14 protein-coding genes are annotated in these 18,619 nt (G+C 70.4%); 4 read left to right on the forward strand and 10 right to left on the reverse strand.

The features are described from left to right. The first annotated feature begins 137 nt into the window (after window positions 1-137). Together PPSIR1_RS09285 and PPSIR1_RS09290 are read left to right on the forward strand one after the other, a co-directional pair. On the forward strand, window positions 138-1,334 hold the full coding sequence (locus PPSIR1_RS09285) for a hypothetical protein (RefSeq protein WP_157595363.1): 1,197 nt from the start codon (window positions 138-140) through the stop codon (window positions 1,332-1,334). A 450-nt stretch (window positions 1,335-1,784) separates the two neighbouring features. Continuing rightward, the gene (locus tag PPSIR1_RS09290) at window positions 1,785-3,956 is read left to right on the forward strand and encodes a M4 family metallopeptidase (RefSeq protein WP_006970774.1); all 2,172 of its coding nucleotides are present in this window, start codon (window positions 1,785-1,787) and stop codon (window positions 3,954-3,956) included. A gap of 32 nt (window positions 3,957-3,988) precedes the next feature. Here the strand turns inward: PPSIR1_RS09290 and PPSIR1_RS42270 are convergent, their stop codons facing one another. From PPSIR1_RS42270 to PPSIR1_RS50720, 7 genes are all read right to left on the reverse strand, one after another. Then, on the reverse strand, window positions 3,989-5,032 hold the full coding sequence (locus tag PPSIR1_RS42270) for a DUF4349 domain-containing protein (RefSeq protein WP_053335336.1): 1,044 nt from the start codon (window positions 5,030-5,032) through the stop codon (window positions 3,989-3,991). 88 nt (window positions 5,033-5,120) lie between these two features. Continuing rightward, window positions 5,121-6,611 (reverse strand): nuclear transport factor 2 family protein, encoded by a 1,491-nt coding sequence (locus PPSIR1_RS09300; RefSeq protein ID WP_006970776.1) that lies wholly within the window; start codon window positions 6,609-6,611, stop codon window positions 5,121-5,123. Between the two features lie 143 nt (window positions 6,612-6,754). Beyond that, on the reverse strand, window positions 6,755-7,360 hold the full coding sequence (locus PPSIR1_RS09305) for a hypothetical protein (protein WP_157595364.1): 606 nt from the start codon (window positions 7,358-7,360) through the stop codon (window positions 6,755-6,757). Window positions 7,361-7,374: 14 nt separating this feature from the next. Continuing rightward, window positions 7,375-8,775, reverse strand: a complete 1,401-nt coding sequence (locus tag PPSIR1_RS09310; protein ID WP_006970778.1) for a DUF1552 domain-containing protein — start codon at window positions 8,773-8,775, stop codon at window positions 7,375-7,377. A gap of 80 nt (window positions 8,776-8,855) precedes the next feature. Continuing rightward, window positions 8,856-10,616: a DUF1592 domain-containing protein gene (locus tag PPSIR1_RS09315; protein ID WP_006970779.1), complete on the reverse strand. Its 1,761-nt coding sequence runs from the start codon at window positions 10,614-10,616 to the stop codon at window positions 8,856-8,858. 101 nt (window positions 10,617-10,717) lie between these two features. Further along, on the reverse strand, window positions 10,718-11,341 hold the full coding sequence (locus PPSIR1_RS09320) for a hypothetical protein (protein WP_157595365.1): 624 nt from the start codon (window positions 11,339-11,341) through the stop codon (window positions 10,718-10,720). A 446-nt stretch (window positions 11,342-11,787) separates the two neighbouring features. Next, window positions 11,788-12,297 (reverse strand): RNA recognition motif domain-containing protein, encoded by a 510-nt coding sequence (locus tag PPSIR1_RS50720; protein ID WP_086001167.1) that lies wholly within the window; start codon window positions 12,295-12,297, stop codon window positions 11,788-11,790. Between the two features lie 237 nt (window positions 12,298-12,534). On the opposite strand from PPSIR1_RS50720, the gene PPSIR1_RS09330 reads away from it, so the two are divergent. Together PPSIR1_RS09330 and PPSIR1_RS09335 are read left to right on the forward strand one after the other, a co-directional pair. Next, a complete protein-coding gene (locus tag PPSIR1_RS09330; protein ID WP_198154483.1) occupies window positions 12,535-14,220 on the forward strand; it encodes a M28 family peptidase in 1,686 nt (561 codons plus the stop codon). Window positions 14,221-14,275: 55 nt separating this feature from the next. Continuing rightward, complete coding sequence (locus PPSIR1_RS09335; RefSeq protein WP_045115715.1) at window positions 14,276-14,617, forward strand: hypothetical protein; 342 nt, start codon at window positions 14,276-14,278, stop codon at window positions 14,615-14,617. A gap of 10 nt (window positions 14,618-14,627) precedes the next feature. On the opposite strand, the gene PPSIR1_RS09340 is transcribed toward PPSIR1_RS09335, so the two are convergent. The 3 genes from PPSIR1_RS09340 to PPSIR1_RS09350 all read right to left on the reverse strand — a co-directional run bounded on the left by PPSIR1_RS09340 (window position 14,628) and on the right by PPSIR1_RS09350 (window position 18,434). After that, window positions 14,628-15,296 (reverse strand): hypothetical protein, encoded by a 669-nt coding sequence (locus PPSIR1_RS09340; protein ID WP_006970784.1) that lies wholly within the window; start codon window positions 15,294-15,296, stop codon window positions 14,628-14,630. 181 nt (window positions 15,297-15,477) lie between these two features. Then, window positions 15,478-16,203: an AIM24 family protein gene (locus PPSIR1_RS09345; protein ID WP_086001169.1), complete on the reverse strand. Its 726-nt coding sequence runs from the start codon at window positions 16,201-16,203 to the stop codon at window positions 15,478-15,480. Window positions 16,204-16,277: 74 nt separating this feature from the next. After that, complete coding sequence (locus PPSIR1_RS09350) at window positions 16,278-18,434, reverse strand: M3 family metallopeptidase (protein WP_006970786.1); 2,157 nt, start codon at window positions 18,432-18,434, stop codon at window positions 16,278-16,280. Window positions 18,435-18,619: the final 185 nt, after the last annotated feature.

Here is an 18,619-nt window from a genome sequence, read left to right on the forward strand (position 1 = left end):
TCGTGCTGCTGATTGAGCTCGAGAGGCTCGAACTCGACGTCAAGGTGGTCGAACTCGAGCTCGTCGACCTACTCGGACTCGTGCGGGGGGCTCGCTTTGCTCCGAACACGCTTATTTTTGGGCTAGCATGGGATGCGATGCCACGCAGCTCTTGGCTCCGTGCCGCGGTGACGCGCGACACGCTCTGCAGAAGCGGCACTGCCCTCCGCCGGGCCGCCCTCGCCTGCGCGCTGGCCATCGGCCTCGCGCCCTCGACCGCCCGAGCCTGCAAGCCCTTCCTGAGCACCTACGAGCACGTCCCGCGCCCGAGCTGGGAGCCCGGCGCGGGGCTGGAGCTCGTCGACGAAGCCCTCGACCTCGACTGCGAACGCGCCGGCTACCGGCTCACCCGCTGCACCTGGCGAGCGCGCCACAGCTACGCGGGTCAGGCCGGCACCCCCGCCAGCGGCTCCATGGAGTTTGAGACCAGCGAGGCCATCGCGTCCCTGCGCGTGGCCGTGAACGGGGTCGAGGTCCCCACCACCATCGACGGACTCCGAGACCGCCGGGGCGCCGCCGCGACCGTCGACGAGGACGGCTACATCCTCCCCGATCGCGTCGCCCTCAGCGCGGACGATGCGGGGCGCGTCGAGGTCGAGGTCACCCTCGTCCTCGACCTCGAGCGCTACCGCGGAGGCCACTGCACCACCCCCGCCGGCGTCGCCCGCCACCCCTTCGCCAGCCCCCACTACACGAGCATCGACTTCGACCTCGAGCCCGAGCACCTGCGCGCCGACCCCGTCGAGACGCCCATCGCCCCGGGAGCGAGCGCCGAGGTCCAGGTCCGCGCGCCCTTCGTCCACTTCCCGCGCCTGCGCTTGCGGGACCACCAGAGCCTGCGCTCGCGCGGTCGCCATCACCTCCGCCGCCGCCTGCCCGCCGACTCGCTCCGCTCGGTGAGCGTCGAGCATCGCCGCTGGTCCCACGGCCCCGTGGCCGCTGGCGGGGTCGGCTTTGGCCCGCAGATCCGCCCGCGCCTGCGCGCCGGCTACGAGCTCGCGGGGCCCTACCTCACCGTGGCCTCGGCCGCCGTCGAGGGCGACGCCATCGAGGAGCTGCTCGTCGTCCCCGCCCTCGAGGTGGCCAGCCCCGACTCGCCCTACTTCATCCCCTCGGTCAGCCTCGGCGTCGGGGCCCCCGTGCTCGTCCTGCCCGAGCCCCGCCCTGGGGTGCGCGCGCTGTGGTCCGCCCGTTGGTCGATCCTCGGCCTGGTCGGCAGCGTCGACATCTATCCCGCCCGCGGCGGCGAGGCCCGGACCCTGCGCGGCGCCCTGCTCCTCGAGCTCACGCTCTGACCTGCTGTGTTCTGTCCCCCCCCACAGGGAACTGGGGACCGGGGGCGCTTCGTCGCTATCCGCCCCTCCGCTTTGGCTTGGTGGGCAATGGGGTTCGCACCTGGGAGAAGGCTCGTGGTCGCCCCCGCTCGCGGGGGCGTGGATTCGTTGACAGTCCCTGAGTCGTGGACGTGGAGCAGGGAGGGCGCGGCGTCGCCCACGACGGCGGCCAAGCGGCAGGTGGGCCTCGGTGACTTCTTGCTCAATGCGTAATTGATCGCGCCAGTTGACAATCATTCTTCGCTAAACGAATAGCTTGATGGCTCGCTCGTCTGCGAACTCGAGTCTGGAACCGTAGAGATGCAAGAGATGATTGAGCGATACCCAGGTAACCATCAAATACTCGTTCCCGCCGTGCTCTTGTGCCTCGCTATCGGGTGCACGTCGCAGGCCCCCGCCGCGGAGTCGGGGATGACGGAGGACGAGACCGGGACCGACGACGAGGTCGGCGACGAGGCCGATACCGAGACCGATACCGACGCCGAGACCGGCCCCGGTCCCGACCCCGACATGATGCAGTCCGACCCCGAGTGCACCGAGTTCAGCGAGCTCGAGGTCGCCTGGAACATCGACAGCGCCGTCCCTCGCGTCGTCCGGGGGGAGGACCTGCGCCTCACCGCCGAAGACTGCGAGGACGCCGAGTTCGAGGACCCAGACAACCTCGAGGACGCCGCCCTCGCCGTCGCCGAAGCCCTCCGCCCCCTCTATGGCCTGGGGGTAGAGCACACCTTCGAGGTCGCCTTCGTCGGGTCCGACGCCCTCGGCTTCACCCACGTCCGCCTCACCCACCACTACGCGGGGGTCGTCGTCTCCGGCTCTCAACTGATCGTCCACTTCGACGGGAGCGACAGGGCCTACGAGCTCAACGGCCACCTCTTCCCCGTGTCCGGCGTCGACGTCACGCCGACCTCGAGCTCGGACAACGCCGAGGCCGCCGCTCAGGTCGACTTTGATCAGGCCCACCCTGGGTTGGTGGGCGCCGCGAGCTCGCTCGAGCTCGTGGTCCACGTGACCGAGGGCGGGCCGCGCCTCGCCTACGCCTTCGACATGAGCGCGGGCGACCTGCTATGGCGCCGCTACGTCGTCGACGCTCACGACGACTCTCTGCTCGTGGCCGTGAGCGCCGCCCGAGAGGGCCTGGAGCCCGAGCCCGGCGAGCCGGCGACCATCACGGGGCAGCGGCTCGCCGGTGAGGGCGGCGGAACCGTCGAGCGCACGGGCTGGCGCGGGGACATGACCAGCACCCACCACCTCTTCAACCAAGACAGCGGGCTGTCCGTCCACGACGCCGTGGACTGCGGGAGCTTCGAGCCCGAGTGCATCAACGAGCCCACGAGCATGTGGGGCGCGAGCGACCCCTTCGGGCTGTCGGGCTTCGCCAACCTCCTCGACACCGTCGACTACTTCCAGACGACCCACGGCTGGGCCCCGGCCAAGGTGCCGAGGATGGTCGTTCGCTTCCCCAACGACTGCTTCGGCCCCCCAAACACCAACGCCTTCTTCCTCCCGGGCTATGCCCCGGCCGACCTCATCCTCGTGACCGTCCCCGCGCCCGGCGACTCCCCCCTGGGCACGACGGACATCGTCGGCCACGAGTACACCCACGCCGTCGTCAACAGCACCGCCGGGCTCATCTACCAGGGTGAGTCGGGCGCGCTCGACGAGTCCTTCGCGGACATCTTTGGCGCCCTGGTCGAATTCGCCACGCAGCCCGACGACGCAGCCAGCTACCCCGCGTTCAGCCCAGGCTCCGCAGACTGGCTCCTGGGCGAGGACAGGGGGTCCCCCTTCCGCGACATGCGGGACCCCGCCGCCTTCGGCGACCCCACGCGCTATGGCGGGAACAACTGGGCCGACACCAGCGAGGGCGCCTTCGACTTTGGCGGCGTACACACCAACTCTGGCGTCCAAAACCAGTTCTTCTACTTCCTCAGCGAAGGCGGCGCGGGCAACAACGACGGGATCGCGTACGACCTCACCGGGATCGGTCGCGCCGCCGCGGCCCAGATCGGCTACCGGGCGATGACCGTCTACACCGCCCCGAGCAGCGACTACGCCGACAGCCGCCAGGCGTGGCGCTCCGCGGCCATCGATCTCGGCGGAGAACACCTCGCCGCCGTCGAGGCGGCCTGGGAGGCCGTGGGCGTCGGCGCGTGCCCGACATGGTTCCCCGACTCCGACATGGACGGCTTTGGCGACACGCAGGCCGGCATGGAGGCCTGCGAGCAGCCCCCCGGCCACGTCGACGTCGGGGGCGACTGCGACGACACCGACGCCGCCCGCTTCCCCGGGGCCGCAGAGGTCTGCGGCGACGGGGTCATCAACGACTGCGCGATCGTGTTTTGCGACGACGACCCCAACGCGCCGGACTGCGTCGACGTCGAGGACTTCTGCGGCACCCCGCAAATCGCCGTCGTCATGGGCCAGATCCAGGTCTCGTGGACCACCGACTGCCTGCTGCAGACCTCCCCCGACCTCGTGAACTGGACCGACTACCGGGGCGAGCTCGACGTCCAGGGCTGCGAGCAAGCCGCCCAGTTCACCCCGGGCGAGCAGCTCTTCTTCCGGCTCCGCACCCACTAAAGCCCCAGCCTCGCGCCCGCGGGGCGGTCAGCTCATCGGTACTCGGTCACCTCGACGCCCATGGCGTCGACCCAGGGGAAGGGGTCGTTGCTCGTGGGCAGGGCCTCGAGGGGGCCGCGCGGGACGAGGTCGAGGATCAAGGTCGAGAAGTCGATGGCCTCGCTGAGCTCGCGCATGCGCGCCTTCGCGGACGCGAGCTCGAGGCGCAGGCGGTCGAGGGCGCGGCGGATCTCCAGGGCCTGCTCGACGCTGGTCGCCCGCTCGAGCAGGGCCTCGAGGGCCGCGACCATCTCCTCGAGGATGCGGATGCGCCCCTCGAGGTCGGTGAATTCGGCGGTCACGTCCTCGGCGAGCAAGGAGCGATCGAGGACCACGCCGAGCTCCGACAGCTCCTCCATGACGGGGAACAGGTGCTCGGCGGGGACGCGCAGGGTGATCTGGTAGTCGTAGCGCGAGGCGATCCAGCCGCCGTAGCGCTCGGGGACGGACTCGGCGACCCCCATGGCCGCGTCGCGCTCGTAGACGGCGATCTCGAGCCCGGCGGTGTAGATGACCTGGCGCGGGCCGGCCTCGGCGACGGCCTCGGTGGCGTTTTGCTCGGAGCCCTCGGCGCTCGGTTCGGCGCTCGGCGTGGGCGCGGGCGCCCCCATGTCGGCGGCCTCCCCAGCCGCGGACGCGTTCGACTCGAACTTGGCCGAGCGCTTGGCCTTGCGCTTTCGAGCCGGGCGCCGGCGACCGCGGCTGCGCTCGAGGCTGATGCTCTCGACCGCCATGGTCCGCTCGGGCGCGGACGCGGGCTCGAGCACGATCATCTCGGCGTCGTCGTCCTCGAAGTCGTAGCTGGGCCCGCCGCTACCGACGCAGATGCCCCCGTCGCAGTACAGCCCCGGGTCGCAGCCGCCGCCGGAGGTGCACGGGCAGCCGTCCGACCCGACCGGGCACATCGCCAGGCCCGCGACGACCACCTGAGAGCGGTTCACCGACAGCTCGGCGCACGCGAGGGTCGCGAGGGGGAGCGCCGCGAGGACGCCCACGAGGAAAGTTCGGAGCAGGGACAGCCAGCGACGGGAAGGCATGATCGATGCTACCGCAACGGGCGGGGTCGGCTGGGGTTTTGCCTTGGTTTGGGAATCTCGCGTGCGCAGACCTACGGGCTTCGAGACCTCAGCAAGTACACCCGAGGAACACCGGCTCCGTCGCGCTGATCACCATCGCCCCGCCCGCCGGCTGAATCTCGTAGAGCTCATCCCCGGTCCGCACCCAATAGGTCTCGTGCCAGCGGATCAACCGAAGCGGCTCGATGGGATCCATCCCCGAGGCCCCCGCCCCCTCGCGCCCGCTGCTGATCAGCTCGAGCGCGTCGCCGTCCCCCACCTTCCACATGGCCCACTGGGTCGCGCTCCACTCCCCGCAGCCTTCCCCCACCGACACCGCGTGGAACACGAATTTGTCCTTCCCGTCCGTCCACAGCTGGTCCACCTTCCTCGCCTCGTCGTCCCACTGGCTCCCCGCCTCGCGCGGCTCCCCGTACTCCTTGCCCGTCGCCACCCAGTCCGCCTGATCCTCGACGTAGGTCGGCAGCGCCTCGAAGGCCGCCTGCACCTTCGTCGCCAGCGCCGGCTCGATCGCGTCGCCCGTGGCAAAGTCGACCACGCCCGCGTCCGCCTTCTCGTCGATGGGCAGCGCCAGGTCTCCGCGGCAGCCGTCGAGGCGCCCGACGAGGTAGAGGTCGCCCTTGGTCGCCTTCCACATCGCCTTGGCCATCTGCTCCGGCGTGGGCGTGCCGCCAGCGTCGTAGATCTTCATCAAGCCCGAGTCGGCCTCCTCGACCCCCGAAGCCCGGCCGATCACCGCCAGGGCGTCGAAGTCGCCCACGCTGGTCCGGCAGCGCTGCCCGCCGGGGCCCTCGACGTCGAGCTCCCGCCCGATCCAGCCCTTCGCCGCCTTGCCCAGCTTGGCCTTCGACAGCGCCTTGGTCACGGTGGCGTCGTTGAGCATGGTCGGCTCGGCCTTGCGGTCGACCCAGCCCTCGCTGCCGACCCCGAGCACCGCGTAGTGCGTGGGCCCAATCTTCAACACCGCCAGCGGCGTGTCGGCCCGACCCTTTCGCCGGGTCACCCGGGACGAGAGCATCTCCTCGTGGACGATCAGCGGCTCGGCGCCGGGGGCCGCCCGGGCGATGCGCAGCTCCTTGGGCCCGACGTCGGCGAAGGTCCGCGTCGCCCAGCGCTGGGTGAAGCGAACGATCATCTGGCCCTCGTGCTCGCCCTGCCCCGCCTTGATGCTCACGCCGGTCGCGGTGATCGAGTAGCCCTTCTCGAAGGACTTTTCGCGCGCGGCCAGCCACGCCTCGCGGGCCAGGGTCTTCTCCACGCGTCCGGTCCGCTTGATGCCCTCGAAGTCCGCGGCGAAGACCTTGGAGTAGGCCTCGAAGTCCTCGTTGAGCTGCGACTCGTGCCACGCGTCGAACACCGCCCGGGCCTCCTCTTTGGTCACCGGCTCGGGCTTGGGCGCCTCCGCCTGATTGGGCGCCTCGACCTGCTCGCCCGCCTCCTTGCCCGCTTCGGCGGCGGGCTCGGGGTCGCAGGCGGCCATCAGCGAGGCGCCGGTCAGGAGGGCGAGGAGGGTGAGCTTGGGGGGGACGGTCGCGGTCATGGGCGCTCCTGCGAGGCCCAGCTTCGCAGGCCAGACCACCCGCGCCAAGCACCTACGCTCACGCGCAAACACGGCGGAGTCGCTGCCGCGCTCCGCCGCCCGTCATCGCCCCGTCACCACCACGGGCACGCACGGGTTCCGGATCATTCGGAGGAGCCCCACTCGATGCCCAGCTCGCCGTCCTCGAGGAAGGCCTCGCCGGCCTCGACCCAGCTGCCGTCGACCTCCAGGAAGGCGACGTCGCCGGCCCAGCCCAGGCGGATGGTCGTGCCGCTCACGTCCCCGGGCCCGGGGTCCTGGCAGGCCCCGTCGACGTTGATCTCTTCCTCGGCCGCGCCGAACTGGAACTCCCAGGCGTTGGTGCACTCGGCGCAGCTGTCGAGGGGCTGCACGCTCGGGACCTCGATGAGCATGGAGCACATCTCCTGGCCGCCTACCTCGGCGTAGTACTCCGCCACGGGATCGGTGAGCTGGCCGTTTTCGTAGGCGCCCCACAGCGCCCACCCGGAGAAGTCGCCGCCCTCTTCCTCCTCGCCCTCGTCGTCCTCGTCCTCCCACTCCCCCTCGCCCTCGCCCTGGTCGGCGAAGCCCGGGTGGGAGCCCGGCGCGTTCGGAGGCATGGTGTCGATCCAGCCCTCGGTCTCGAAGGTGGCCATGGGCACGGCCTCGCCGCAGGCGCTCAGCCCCAGGCTGACCAGCAGCGCGGCGCCCAGGCCCAGCGTCAACGGTAGCGTTCGCGTCGTCGTCATCTCGTCCTCCACCATCACGGGTTCCACAGCTCGTCGAGGACGCCGGTGCAGTCGATCTTGGCCCCGTCCTTGCCGGACAGCTCGGTGATCGGCATGGCGCTCCACTGCTCGCCGGTGTCGGGGTCGGGCACGCCGAAGCCGCGCAGGATGCTCGACAGCAGCTTTTGGTGCGGCCGCCCCGAGGACGAGCGGCGGACGCCGTCCCACACCCAGGCCTCGTAGGGCACGTCCGAGGGGTAGTGGATGTAGCGGCCGGTCTGCCAGGTCTGGCCGCCGAACAGGCAGATGGGCATGCGATCGAAGCCGTGGATGCCGTCGGCGAGCTCGCTGGTCCACAGCACCAGGGTGTTGTCGAGCATGGTCCCGTCGCCCTCGGGGATGGCGTCGAGGGCCGCGAGCAGCTGGGCGACCTGGGTGCTGTGGTAGGCGGTGTAGTCCGTCATCACCTGGACCGCGGCGTCGCTCGTGGCCAGCTGGTGCGCGTAGCCGTCGTGGACGTCGTCGCCCGCGATGCCCAGCTGGTTGCCCGGGACCGTTGCGAGGTTCAAGGTCGCGACGCGCAGCAGGTCGCAGGACAGCGCCGCGGTCAGCATGCTGACCGTCGCGGCCCACTCGTCGTTGTAGTCGGACACCGGCTGGAGCTCGGGCACCTCGCAGCTCGCGGCCATCAGCCCGTCGACCTGCCCGCGCAGGTCCGAGAGCAGGTCGCGGTGGACCTCGACCTTTTGCTGGTCCTCCGTGGACAGCCGGCTCGACAGCGCCGCGTAGCGCTCGTCGACCATGGTCATCACCTTGCCCTGCTCGACGAGGGCGGGCGAGCCCCCGGCGCCGCCGTTGACCAGGCCGAACAGGCGCTCGTGGATGACCGGCATGCGGTTCTCGCCCAGCAGGGGCTGGAGCCGGTCGCGGTAGTTCACCACCGGGCAGATGTCGCCGATGCTGACCTCGAGGGAGCGCAGGCGATCGGGGCGCGCGATGTGGTTGGCGACGAGCTGGTCGATGGACGGGCTCTTGCCGATCGGCAAGCCCGCGACCATCTCGACCTCGTTGCCCGTGAGCGTGTGGATCTGGCCGATCTCGTGGCGCAGGACCCCGGCCGGGTCGATGTCGCCGGAGACCATGGACAGGCCCTCGATGGCGATCGTGCGATCGGCGTAGGGGAACAGGGGCGCCAGCGAGGGGCTGAACTCGGCCTGGCTCATCGCCGTCAGGTCGTGCTGCCAGACCGCGTCGGCGGGGTTGCCGGCCGGGTTCATGGCCCAGGTCGGCATCCAGCCCCCGTGCTGCGAGACGATGACGATCAGCCGGGTCGGCGGGTCCCCAGGCGCGCCGCGGACCCGGCGGGCGAGGGAGGGGAGGAAGAGGCTGCCCGAGGCCAGGCCCAGGGCGGTCAAGAAGCGTCGTCGGTTCAACATGTGCTTGAGTCGTGGACGTGGGGCAGGGAGGGCGTGGCTTCGTCCACGACGGCTAAAATAGTCAGGGACCATGGATTCATTCATAGTCCCTGGGCCCTCCGGTGGCGGAAGGAGTAGGAGCCCGCCAGGTTCACGATCAGCAGGCGGATGTCGCCGCCCGAGCTCCAAAAGCCCTCCTGCATGGCCAGCACCGTCTCGACGTCCGCGGCCGCCTCGTTGCGGCCGAAGGCGTAGCGGAACCATTGCTTGGTGTAGCAATCGTGCACCGCCCGGCTCTGGCCCATCTTGGTCATCAGCTCGACGGCGTCGTTGACCGGGCCGTCCTGGTCCGTACCCAGGAGCTGACCGGTCGCGTCCACGGGGTAGCCGTTGTCGGTGTCGCGCCACCGGCCCAGGGAGTCGTAGTTCTCGAAGGTGAAGCCGATGCCGTCGATGGAGTCGTGGCAGCCGGCGCAGGCCTCACTCTGGGAGTGGATCGCGTACTTGTCGCGGTTGGTCTTGGGCTCGAGGGCCTCGGCCTCCTCGAGGGGCGGGACGTCGCCCGGGGGCACCAGCTCGATGCACATCAGGCGATCGAGGATGGTCACCCCGCGGCGCACGGGGGCGGGCTGCTGGGGTCCGGCCTTGGCCGACAAAAAGCCCGCCATGGTGAACAGGCCGGCGCGCTGCATCGGGTCGAGCTCGATGGGGTAGTACTCCGTGGTCCACACCCCGATCTCGTCGTTGCCCTCGCCCGCGACCAGGCCGCCCCAGGTGATCGGCGCGAGCGAGTCGTCGACCTCCTGCTGGTAGGCCAGGCGCGCGACGTCCGGGGTCACCCAGGCCTTGTTCGAGGTCAGCAGGGCCTCGAGGGTGCCCTCGCCGTGGAACACGTGCTGGGCCACGAACACGTCGGACTCGAAGCGCGCCCCGGGCGAGTACTCGAGGTAGTAGTAGTCGGACTTGTCGTCCTCGGCCTCGAGGCCCATGGCCTCGAACACCGGCGCGTAGTAGTCGAGGTCGATGGGGTTCGAGCCGACGTCGTCGAAGTCCCAGTTTTGGCGGTGGAAGCTGACCACCATGTCGATGGCCCGGTAGTCGCCGAGCATGCGGAAGGCCTGGTCGGCGAGCACCTGGCGATCTTGGAGCCGCCCCTCCCGGGCCAGGTCCAGGAGCTCGGCGTCCGGCATGGAGTTCCACAGGAAGTAGGACAGGCGCGAGGCCAGCTCGTAGTCCGTGAGCGGGACGGCGTCGGTGCCCTCGATGACCGTCTCGGTACCAAAGCGCGGGAAGTACAGGAACTCGGCGCTCTGCAGCAGGTAGCTCAGGGACAGCTCGACGGCGACGTCGGTGCCGTGGCTGCCCTGCCAGCTGTCGAAGTTGGCCAGGAGCGTGTCGAGCTCGGCCTGGGTCAGGGGCCGGCGCCAGGCCAGCTCGGCGAAGCCGGGCAGCCAACCCCGGGCGCAGCCCTCCTCGAGGGACTCGCAGCCGAGCATGGCGTCGATGTCCTCCATGGCCGCGCTCGCCACGTGCCGAGCGGCGCGCTGGTAGGCCTCGACCAGGGCCGGCGTCGCGGTGTTGAAGGCCGCGTTGTTCTCGAAGCCGCCGCGCCCCTCCAGCTCGACCGGGAAGGTGATGTGGCCGGAGTTCACGGTCGGCAGCAGATCGCGAATCGTGTTGCGATACTGCTCGGCCGTGAGCCGCGCGAGCGGGGCCGCGTCGGGGACGAGTTCAGCGGGGGCCGGGCCTGGCTCGGGCTCTGCTTCGTTGCAGCCCGCGGCGGTCACGGCCGCGGCTCCAAAGCAGAGGGTCAGCGCGAGGCTCCAGCCGACGGGTGAGGTCTTGCTCGAGTGGGAAGCCATGGTTCGGGGGGGGAGCCCGGGGGGCTCGCCCCCTCCATTCCCGGACCGCTCACGGCGTTACACGGCGATCTGCATCTTTGTGCGCGCGGAGGCGCTCACGTTCACAGCGGGTCTGACGGGCAAGGGATGTTCAGCCGCGACTCCAGCAGCGGCCACTCGCCGTCCTGGGCCTCGGCGAAGAAGCCCGAGACCCACCACGCGCCGATGTCCTCCAGGGCGTTGCCGCTCAGGTCTTCGATGCGCGGCCGGCTCGCCTGGCTGTAGTGCAAGTGCAGCCCGACGGGGATGCCCTGGGCCTCGGCCTCGGCGATCGCGTCACACACCTCCACCTCGAGGGGGTAGCTCAACGACAAGCGCAGCTCGTCGGCGCTCGCCCCCGCCTCGACCCGGACCACGTTGGTGAAGCCGTGGCGAAAGCCCTCCTCGCTCAGCACCGAGGGCGGCGGGGCCCCGGGCAAGCCGTCGTCGAAGTGGTGGGCGAGGTCGTAGTAGATGGTGTGGATCGAGCTGTCCTCGAGCTCGACGACCATGGCGGTGCCGAGGCGGAAGTGAGCGCTCGGGTCGACCTCGTCGACGGGGCCGAGGGCCTCGCTGAACTGCAGCACGACCACGGTGGGGCTCTCGAAGTGGGCCTCGACGAGCTCTGGAGCCGTGAGGTCCTCGCCCGCGCACGCTCCCGCCGCGAGGGCCAGGGGCACGAGCGAACGCGGACACGAGGGGCTCACCCATCGAGCCTAGCAGTCGCCCACCCCGGCCGCGCCGGGACCCATGATCCACGAAAGCATCGTCCACGGACTCAGCTGGCGCTGAACCCGTGGGCGGCTGCTAGGCTCGGTAGGCTGATCGGCGACGCTCATTCGCGCACAGGCAGCGTTCGAAACGGGCTCCTCTCGCACTCCCCCCCCGATGCCACTCGTCCAGCGAAGGCACCTGATGCGCTAGCAGGCCGAACATAGCCCTGCACCACGTCCGCCGCCGAAGGAGCTCAGCACGCACCACGTGCACCCCCTCGCCAATGGAGAGGCATGGTTCTCAGTGGGTCGACCTCGAGCTTCCCCCTCGACGCCGAGTCCTGCCTGCTCTCCTCGCCCCAATGAAACAGCGCCCGCTGCACGAAGCAGGGGCGCCAGGTTCGATGGGTCCATGACCCATGCTCTCAGGGCTCTATGAACTAGTAGCGGCCGCCGCCGTAGCCACCGCCACCGCCACCGCCACCGCCGTAGCCGCCACCGCCGCCTCCGCGACCGCCGCGACCACCGCCGCCGCCGCCGCCGCGACCGCCGCGACCACCGCCGCCGCCGCCGCCGTAGCCACCGCCACCGCCGCCGCGACCACCGCCGCCGCCGCCGTAGCCGCCGCCACCGCCGCCGTAGCCGCCGCCACCGCCGCCGCGACCACCGCCGCCGCCGCCGCGGCCGCCGCCGCCACCGCCACCGCGCTCGTTGGCCTCGTTAACTCGGATCGCGCGGCCGTCAACGATGGCGCCGTTCATCTTCTCGATCGCCTCTTTGGCAGCGTCTGCGTCACCCATGGTGACGAAGCCGAAGCCGCGCGAGCGTCCGGTGTCCCGGTCTAGGATCACCTTCGCCTCGACGACGGGACCGATCTCTTCAAAGGCTGCACGGAGACCATCGTCGTCAGTACCCCAGCTGATGCCACCAACGAATAGTTTGTTCGACATGGAAATTTCGCTTCGTGTGCACCGCTCGCGCGCTCAAACGCGGCGGCGTCTTGGATGAATGGGTTGGGCTCGGCTAAGTTGCCTTCGTCTCGCTCGACACGCTCACCGTTTCGGCGAATGTCGAAGGCACAGCCTCGAATCTGGCCCTTGGTATCCGCGAACGCCGGACTTTGCACGGGGAACGTTTGTGAGCAGATTCACAAACGCCGCTAAAACGCCATCATGCTATGCCGAGCCATGGTTCGCAGCCTTCGCTTTGCTTCGCTAGCCCTGCCCTTCCTCGCCGCATGCCACCCCGCGGGCGCGAGCTCGGCGGCCGAACCGGGCCCTCAGGAGGCCGCCGACCCGGGCTCCGGGCCCGCCCTGAGCGTCGCTTTCCTACGTAGCTTCACGGAGAGTTTCTCCCGCGACGAGCTCGGCGGGCGCTTGCCGGGCAGCGAGGGCGCCGCCCAGGCCGTCGGTGAGCTCGTCGCCGCCATGGAGGCGATCGGCCTCGAGCCGGCGGGCGACGGCGGCGGCTGGACCCAGGCGGTGAGCTTGCGCGGCGTGAGCCTGGACCGTGCGGCCTCCCGGCTCGAGATCGTGTCTGCGGGCGGCGCGGCCGGAGCCTTCGCCTTCGCCCAGGACTGGGTCGGGACCAGCTTCGCTGCGGGGACCGCACGCAGCCTCGACGCCGAGCTCGTGTTCGTGGGCTACGGCGTGAGCGCGCCCGAGTACGACTGGGACGACTACGCGGGCGTCGACGTGCGCGGCAAGGTCGTGCTCGCCTTCGTCGGCGATCCGCCCACGGAGGACGGGCGCTTCGGGGGCCCCGCGATGACCTACTACGGGCGCTGGACCTACAAGTTCGAGCGCGCCCTCGAGGCCGGGGCCGCGGGCTGCCTGGTCATCCACGAGGACGCCCCCGCCTCCTACGGCTGGAACGTGCCGACCACCAGCTACTCGGGCGAGCGCTTCCACGTCCTCGACGGCGAGGGCCAGCCGCCCCCGGCCCTGGATCTGCGCGGGTGGATCTCCGCCGGGGCGACAGACGCCCTCGCCAAGGCCCAGGGCGCGAGCCTCGAGCAGTGGCACGCCCAAGCCATGGCCCCCGAGTTCGCCGCGGCGCCCCTGGGCGTGCGCCTGCGCGGCGAGCTGCGCACGAGCGAGCGCCAGATCGCCGACGTCAACGTGCTCGGCCGCCTGCCCGGCTCCGACCCCGAGCACGCCGACGAGGCCGTGTTCGTGACCGCCCACTGGGACCACATGGGCACCGACGCCGACAAGCTCGCGGCCGGCGAGGACGGCATCTACAACGGCGCCGTGGACAACGCGAGCGGCATCGCGGGCATGCTCGGCGTGGCCGCGCAGCTGCGCGCCGACCAGCTCGCCGGCGAGGCCCTGCCCCGCTCCGCCGTGTTCCTGGCGACCACCGCCGAGGAGCAGGGCCTGCTCGGCTCGCGCTACTTCGTCGCCAACCCGACCCTGCCCCTCGACGACGTGGTCGCGGTGATCAACATCGACAGCATGAACGTGTTCGGCCAGACCCGCGCCGTCGAGATCGTCGGCTGGGGCCAGACCACCCTGGAAGAGCGCGTGGTCGCCCTCGCCGGGGAGCAGGGCCGCGCCGTCATCCCCGACCGCCACCCGGCCTCGGGCGGCTTCTATCGCTCGGACCACTTCCCCTTCGCCCTCGCCGGCGTGCCCGCGCTCTACTTCCACAGCAGCCTCGACATGGTCGAGGGCGGCACGGCGGCCGGCGACGCCCTCGGGGCGGGGATGCGCGAGCGCTACCACACCCCTGCGGACGAGTTCGACCCGACCTGGAGCTTCGAGGGCGCGCTCCAGGACGCGCAGCTGGTCGTCGCGCTGATCCGCCAGCTCGGGCAGCCCGACGCGACCCCGCGCTACAAGCCCGAGAGTGAATTCGCGGGCAAGCGCTGACCGAGGCTGGACTCCAGCCCTTGATGAGAACGCCGTCCAAAGGCACATTCGAGCGGTGTCAGGCGAGTCGAGACTCGGCAGCGCGGCGGCCAAGGCCGGCATCGTCACCGGTGTTGTGTGCGGGGCGCTCGTCGCCTTTGCCCGCGGCCTGCTGAAGATCCCGGCGAGGTACTTGTGCCCCGAGGGCAGCACGCCGAGCTTCGAAGAGAGCGTCGCCTACACCGACCACGGCGAGGGCACGCAGATGACCCTCTACTGCCTCGACCAGGCCGGGGCGGTCGTCGGGCAGTGGGACAGCATCGTCTTGGTCCTGTGCTACGCCGTGGTCTTCTTCGCGGTGCTGCTCGGGCCGATGGTCTTGATGACGCCGCCGCCCAAGCGCGCCGACGAGACCTGAACAGGGCATCTCAGCGGGGCAAAATCCGCGCGGGGCGGGTCACGGCGTCGCTGTCGGCGTGCTCGCGCAGCTCGACCGCGCCGTCGTCGAGGAGCAGCTCGCCGAGCTCGAAGCGGTAGCGGCAGCCCACGTGGCCCTCGGCCGCGCCGCGCAGGCGGAGGACCTGGACCTTGCGCCCCGTGGCCGTCTCGATCGCGGTCTGGGCGAAGCCCATGGCCGTGTACTCGATGCTCCGGTGCCAGCGCGGCACGTCGAGGATCTCGACCTCGAAGGTCCCGTCCGCGCCCCCGACGTCGAGCTCGCCCGCGTCCGAGTAGACCCGCCACAGGCGCCCGAGGATCCGGGTCAAGCGGCGCCGCTCCGCGGCCGGGCCGTAGCTCCCCGACTCCCCCGAAGACGCGAGCAGGTGACGGTAGGGCCCGCGCTCGAGCGCCCACCGGCCGAGGGTCGCGCCCATCTTCCAGTACTCGCGCTCATCCCCGGCGTAAAAGCGCTCGAGCCACGCCTCCTGGAAGCGCACGTAGTCGTCGAAGGGCACCAGCGTCGACGACTGGATGGGCCCGCGGAACAGGGACGACTCGGCCCGCAGCTGGTTCTCGAGGCGCAGCCACGCGAAGTCTCCGAACTCGCGGATCAGGTGATCGCGGCGCGCCGCGAAGAAGCTCCCCTTGATGAACATCGCTAGCTCCCAGCTTGGGTCCAGACGCGGCGCAGCGCCGCGGTTGGAGGAGAAGGTGCATCGCCAGTCACGCGTTGCCAACTCTCCGCGAGGTTGGAATTGACCCCAACGCGCACCCCTTCACCTCACCCGCCGAGCAGGCTCACCCTCCGATGGGGCGCGAGCGCGCCGCGACCTAGGCTCACACGTGCACGCGCTTGAGGGTCTGGAGCAGCACGCGCCCCGGCCCGGTCAGCTGCGTCATGAACACGCCCTCTCGGGCGAACAACATCTTGAACAGCCCGCCGACCCCGACCACGCCGTAGTCGACCTCGGAGCCGTAGGCCGCGAGGTTGCCGGTGGACACGAGCAGGCGCTCGCCCGCAGCCAGATCGCGCTGGATGAAGTCGCCCTTGCCGTGGATGAACACCAGGCCGCGGCCCGAGATTTTCTGCAGCAACAGCCCGGCGCCGCCAAAGAAGGCCGCGCCGGCGCGGCGGGCCGCCGTGACGTCGATCTGCACGCCGCCGACGGCGGCGAGGAAGGCCCCTGGGGTGCAGGTCACCGGGCCCCAGCTCAGGTCCCAGGCGGCGATCTTGCCGGTGTCGTTGGCCCCGAGCACGACCTTGGCCCCGGGGCGCTTGGCCGTGACCCGCGTCATCGTCAGGCCCTCGCCCGAGAGCATGCGCGACAGCGAGTTGCCCGGGATCTCCAGGCTCCACTCGATGCTGTCGTCGTAGCAGATCAGCGCGCCCTTGCTCGCCCACATCGACTGGCCCTCGTCGAGGCTCAGCTCGATGGTCTGGGCGATGTTGCCGTGGAGCTGGTAGCTGTCGTTCCAGGGCGTCTGCGGCACCGGGACCGTGCTCGACGGCGCGGCGACGAGGGCGGAACCATGCGGGGCTTCAGACGGCGGCAGGGGTTGCACGGCTCAGCGTACAACCCCTGCGGAGTTTTATTCTAGGCGCGCTGCCGCGCCCCTGGGTGCCCTACTCGACTGCCCTACTCGATGAGGCCGCGGCGGCGCAGCAGGGCGTCCACCGAGGGCTCTTGACCGCGGTAGTTGACGTACTGCTCCATGGGCTCGATGGTGTTCCCGCGGCTGAGAATTTTCTCGCGGAACAGGTCGCCGTTGGCCCGGGTCAGGCCGCCCTGCGTGCCCATGTAGGCGAAGGCGTCGGCGGCCAGGACCTCGGTCCACAGGTAGGCGTAGTAGCCGGCCGAGTAGCCCCCCGCGAAGGTGTGCGAGAAGTAGGGCGACTTGTAGCGCGGGGGCACGGCGGCCATGAGCAGGCCGTGCTTGTCGAGGGCGGCGCGCTCGAAGGCCTCGACGTCGGTGACCGCGGTGACCTGCTCACCGTCGGCGAGCAGGTGCCACTCCATGTCGAGCAGGGCCGAGCCGAGGTACTCGGCGCTGTCGAAGCCCTGGTTGAACTTGCGCGAGTCGAGCAGCTTGGTCAGCAGCTCGGGCGGGATGGCCTCGCCGGTCTGGTAGTGCTTGGCGAAGTTGCCCAGGACCTTGGGGTCGATGGCCCAGTCCTCCTCGAACTGCGAGGGGAACTCGACGTAGTCCCGCGGCACCGAGGTGCCCGCGAGGGTCGGGTAGGTCGCGTCCGAGAACAGGCCGTGCACGCCGTGGCCCATCTCGTGGAACATGGTCTGGACCTCGTCGAAGGTCAGCAGCGCCGGCTCGCCCTCGGCGGGCTTGGGGATGTTGAGGCAGTTGACGATGACCGGCTTGCGCCCGAGCAGCTTGCTCTGGCCGACGATGGCGTTCATCCACGCCCCGCCGCGCTTGCCCTCGCGGGCGAAGTAGTCGGCGTAGAACAGCCCGATGGAGCTGCCGTCCTCGTCGAAGACCTCGAAGGTGCGCACGTCCGGGTGGTAGGTGGGCAGGTCGTCGCGCTCTTTGAAGGTGATGCCGAACAGCTGCTCCATGGTGAAGAACAGCCCGTCGTTGCGCACGCGCTCGAGCTCGAAGTAGGCGCGGACCTGGGCCTCGTCGAGGTCGAATTTCTTGGTCCGGACCTTCTCGGCGTAATAGAACCAGTCCCAGGGCTGGAGCTCGAACTTCTTCCCGTCGGCCTTGATGGCCTTTTGGATCTCCTTGGCCTCGGCCTTGGTCTTGTCGGCGACCTGGGGCGCGAGGTCGTCGAGGATCTTGAGGACCGCGGCGGGCTTTTGGGCCATCTGCTCGGCGAGCACGTAGTCGGCCCAGGTCTCGTAGCCGAGCAGCTTGGCCTTGCGCGCGCGCAGGGCCACGATGCGCAGGAGCACCGGCCCGTTGTCCGCGACCCCGCGGGTCGACGAGGCTTTCCACAGGCGCTCGCGCAGCTCCCGGTTCTCGAGGCTCGAGAGCAGCGGGTGGCGGGTCGTGTTGAGCAAGCTGATGAGGAACTTGCCGTCGTGGCCCGCGGCCTTCGCCGCCGCGCCCAGGCCGGCGATCTGAGACTCGCTCAGGCCCGCGAGCTGGGCCTCGTCGTCGACGAGCACCGCCCCCTTTTCCGTGGACGCGAGCACGTTCTGGCTGAACTTGGTGGTCAGCTCGGACATCTCCGAGTTGATGGCCCGGATCTCGGTCTTGACCCCCTCGTCGAGCTTGGCGCCGGCGCGCACGAAGCGGGTGTAGATTTTTTCGACCAGGCGCAGGTCCTCGCCCGAGAGCGACTCGCGGGCCTGGTAGACGGCCTCGACCCGGGCGAAGAGCGCGGCGTCGAGGTTGATGGAGTCGTAGTGGGCCGAGAACTTGGGGGCGTACTCGGCCTCGAGCGCGCGGATCTCGTCGTTGGACACCGTGCCGCTCATGCTGAAGAACACGCTCGTGGCGCGGTCGAGGATGGCCCCGCTGCGCTCCATGGCGACGATGGTGTTCTCGAAGGTCGGCGGCTCCTCGCTGGTGGCGATCGCCTGGATCTCGGCGGCCTGCTCCTCCATGCCCTGGTCGAAGGCGGGGCGGAAGTGCGCCAGCTCGACCTTGGAGTAGTCGGGGGCCTCGTACTGCAGCGTGCTCTTGGTCAGCATGGGGTTGTCGGAGTCGGTGCGGGGCGCGGTCTCGCTCGTGGGGCTCAGGTCGGGCTGGGTCTGCGTGCTCGTGCTGTGAGAGCAAGCCACGATCGAGACGGCGGAGGCGAGGGCGAGGACGAAGGACGAGCTGCGCATGGTGTTCTCGGGTTGGCGGGGCCGCGCGGGCCCAGGAAGCGCGGACTCTACCACTTTCGGGTACATCACCGCCCTTTCCGGAGGCGGGCTCGAGCCGGGCCCGAGGTGAGATCGGACGCACCCGAGGCGGACCTGCGGCGGAACCTCGCTCAGTCCCTCGCTACCGAGAAAGCGCGTGCTTCCTC

The sequence above is a fragment of the Plesiocystis pacifica SIR-1 genome, assembly GCF_000170895.1.
Classification (GTDB): Bacteria; Myxococcota_A; Polyangia; order Nannocystales; family Nannocystaceae; genus Plesiocystis; species Plesiocystis pacifica.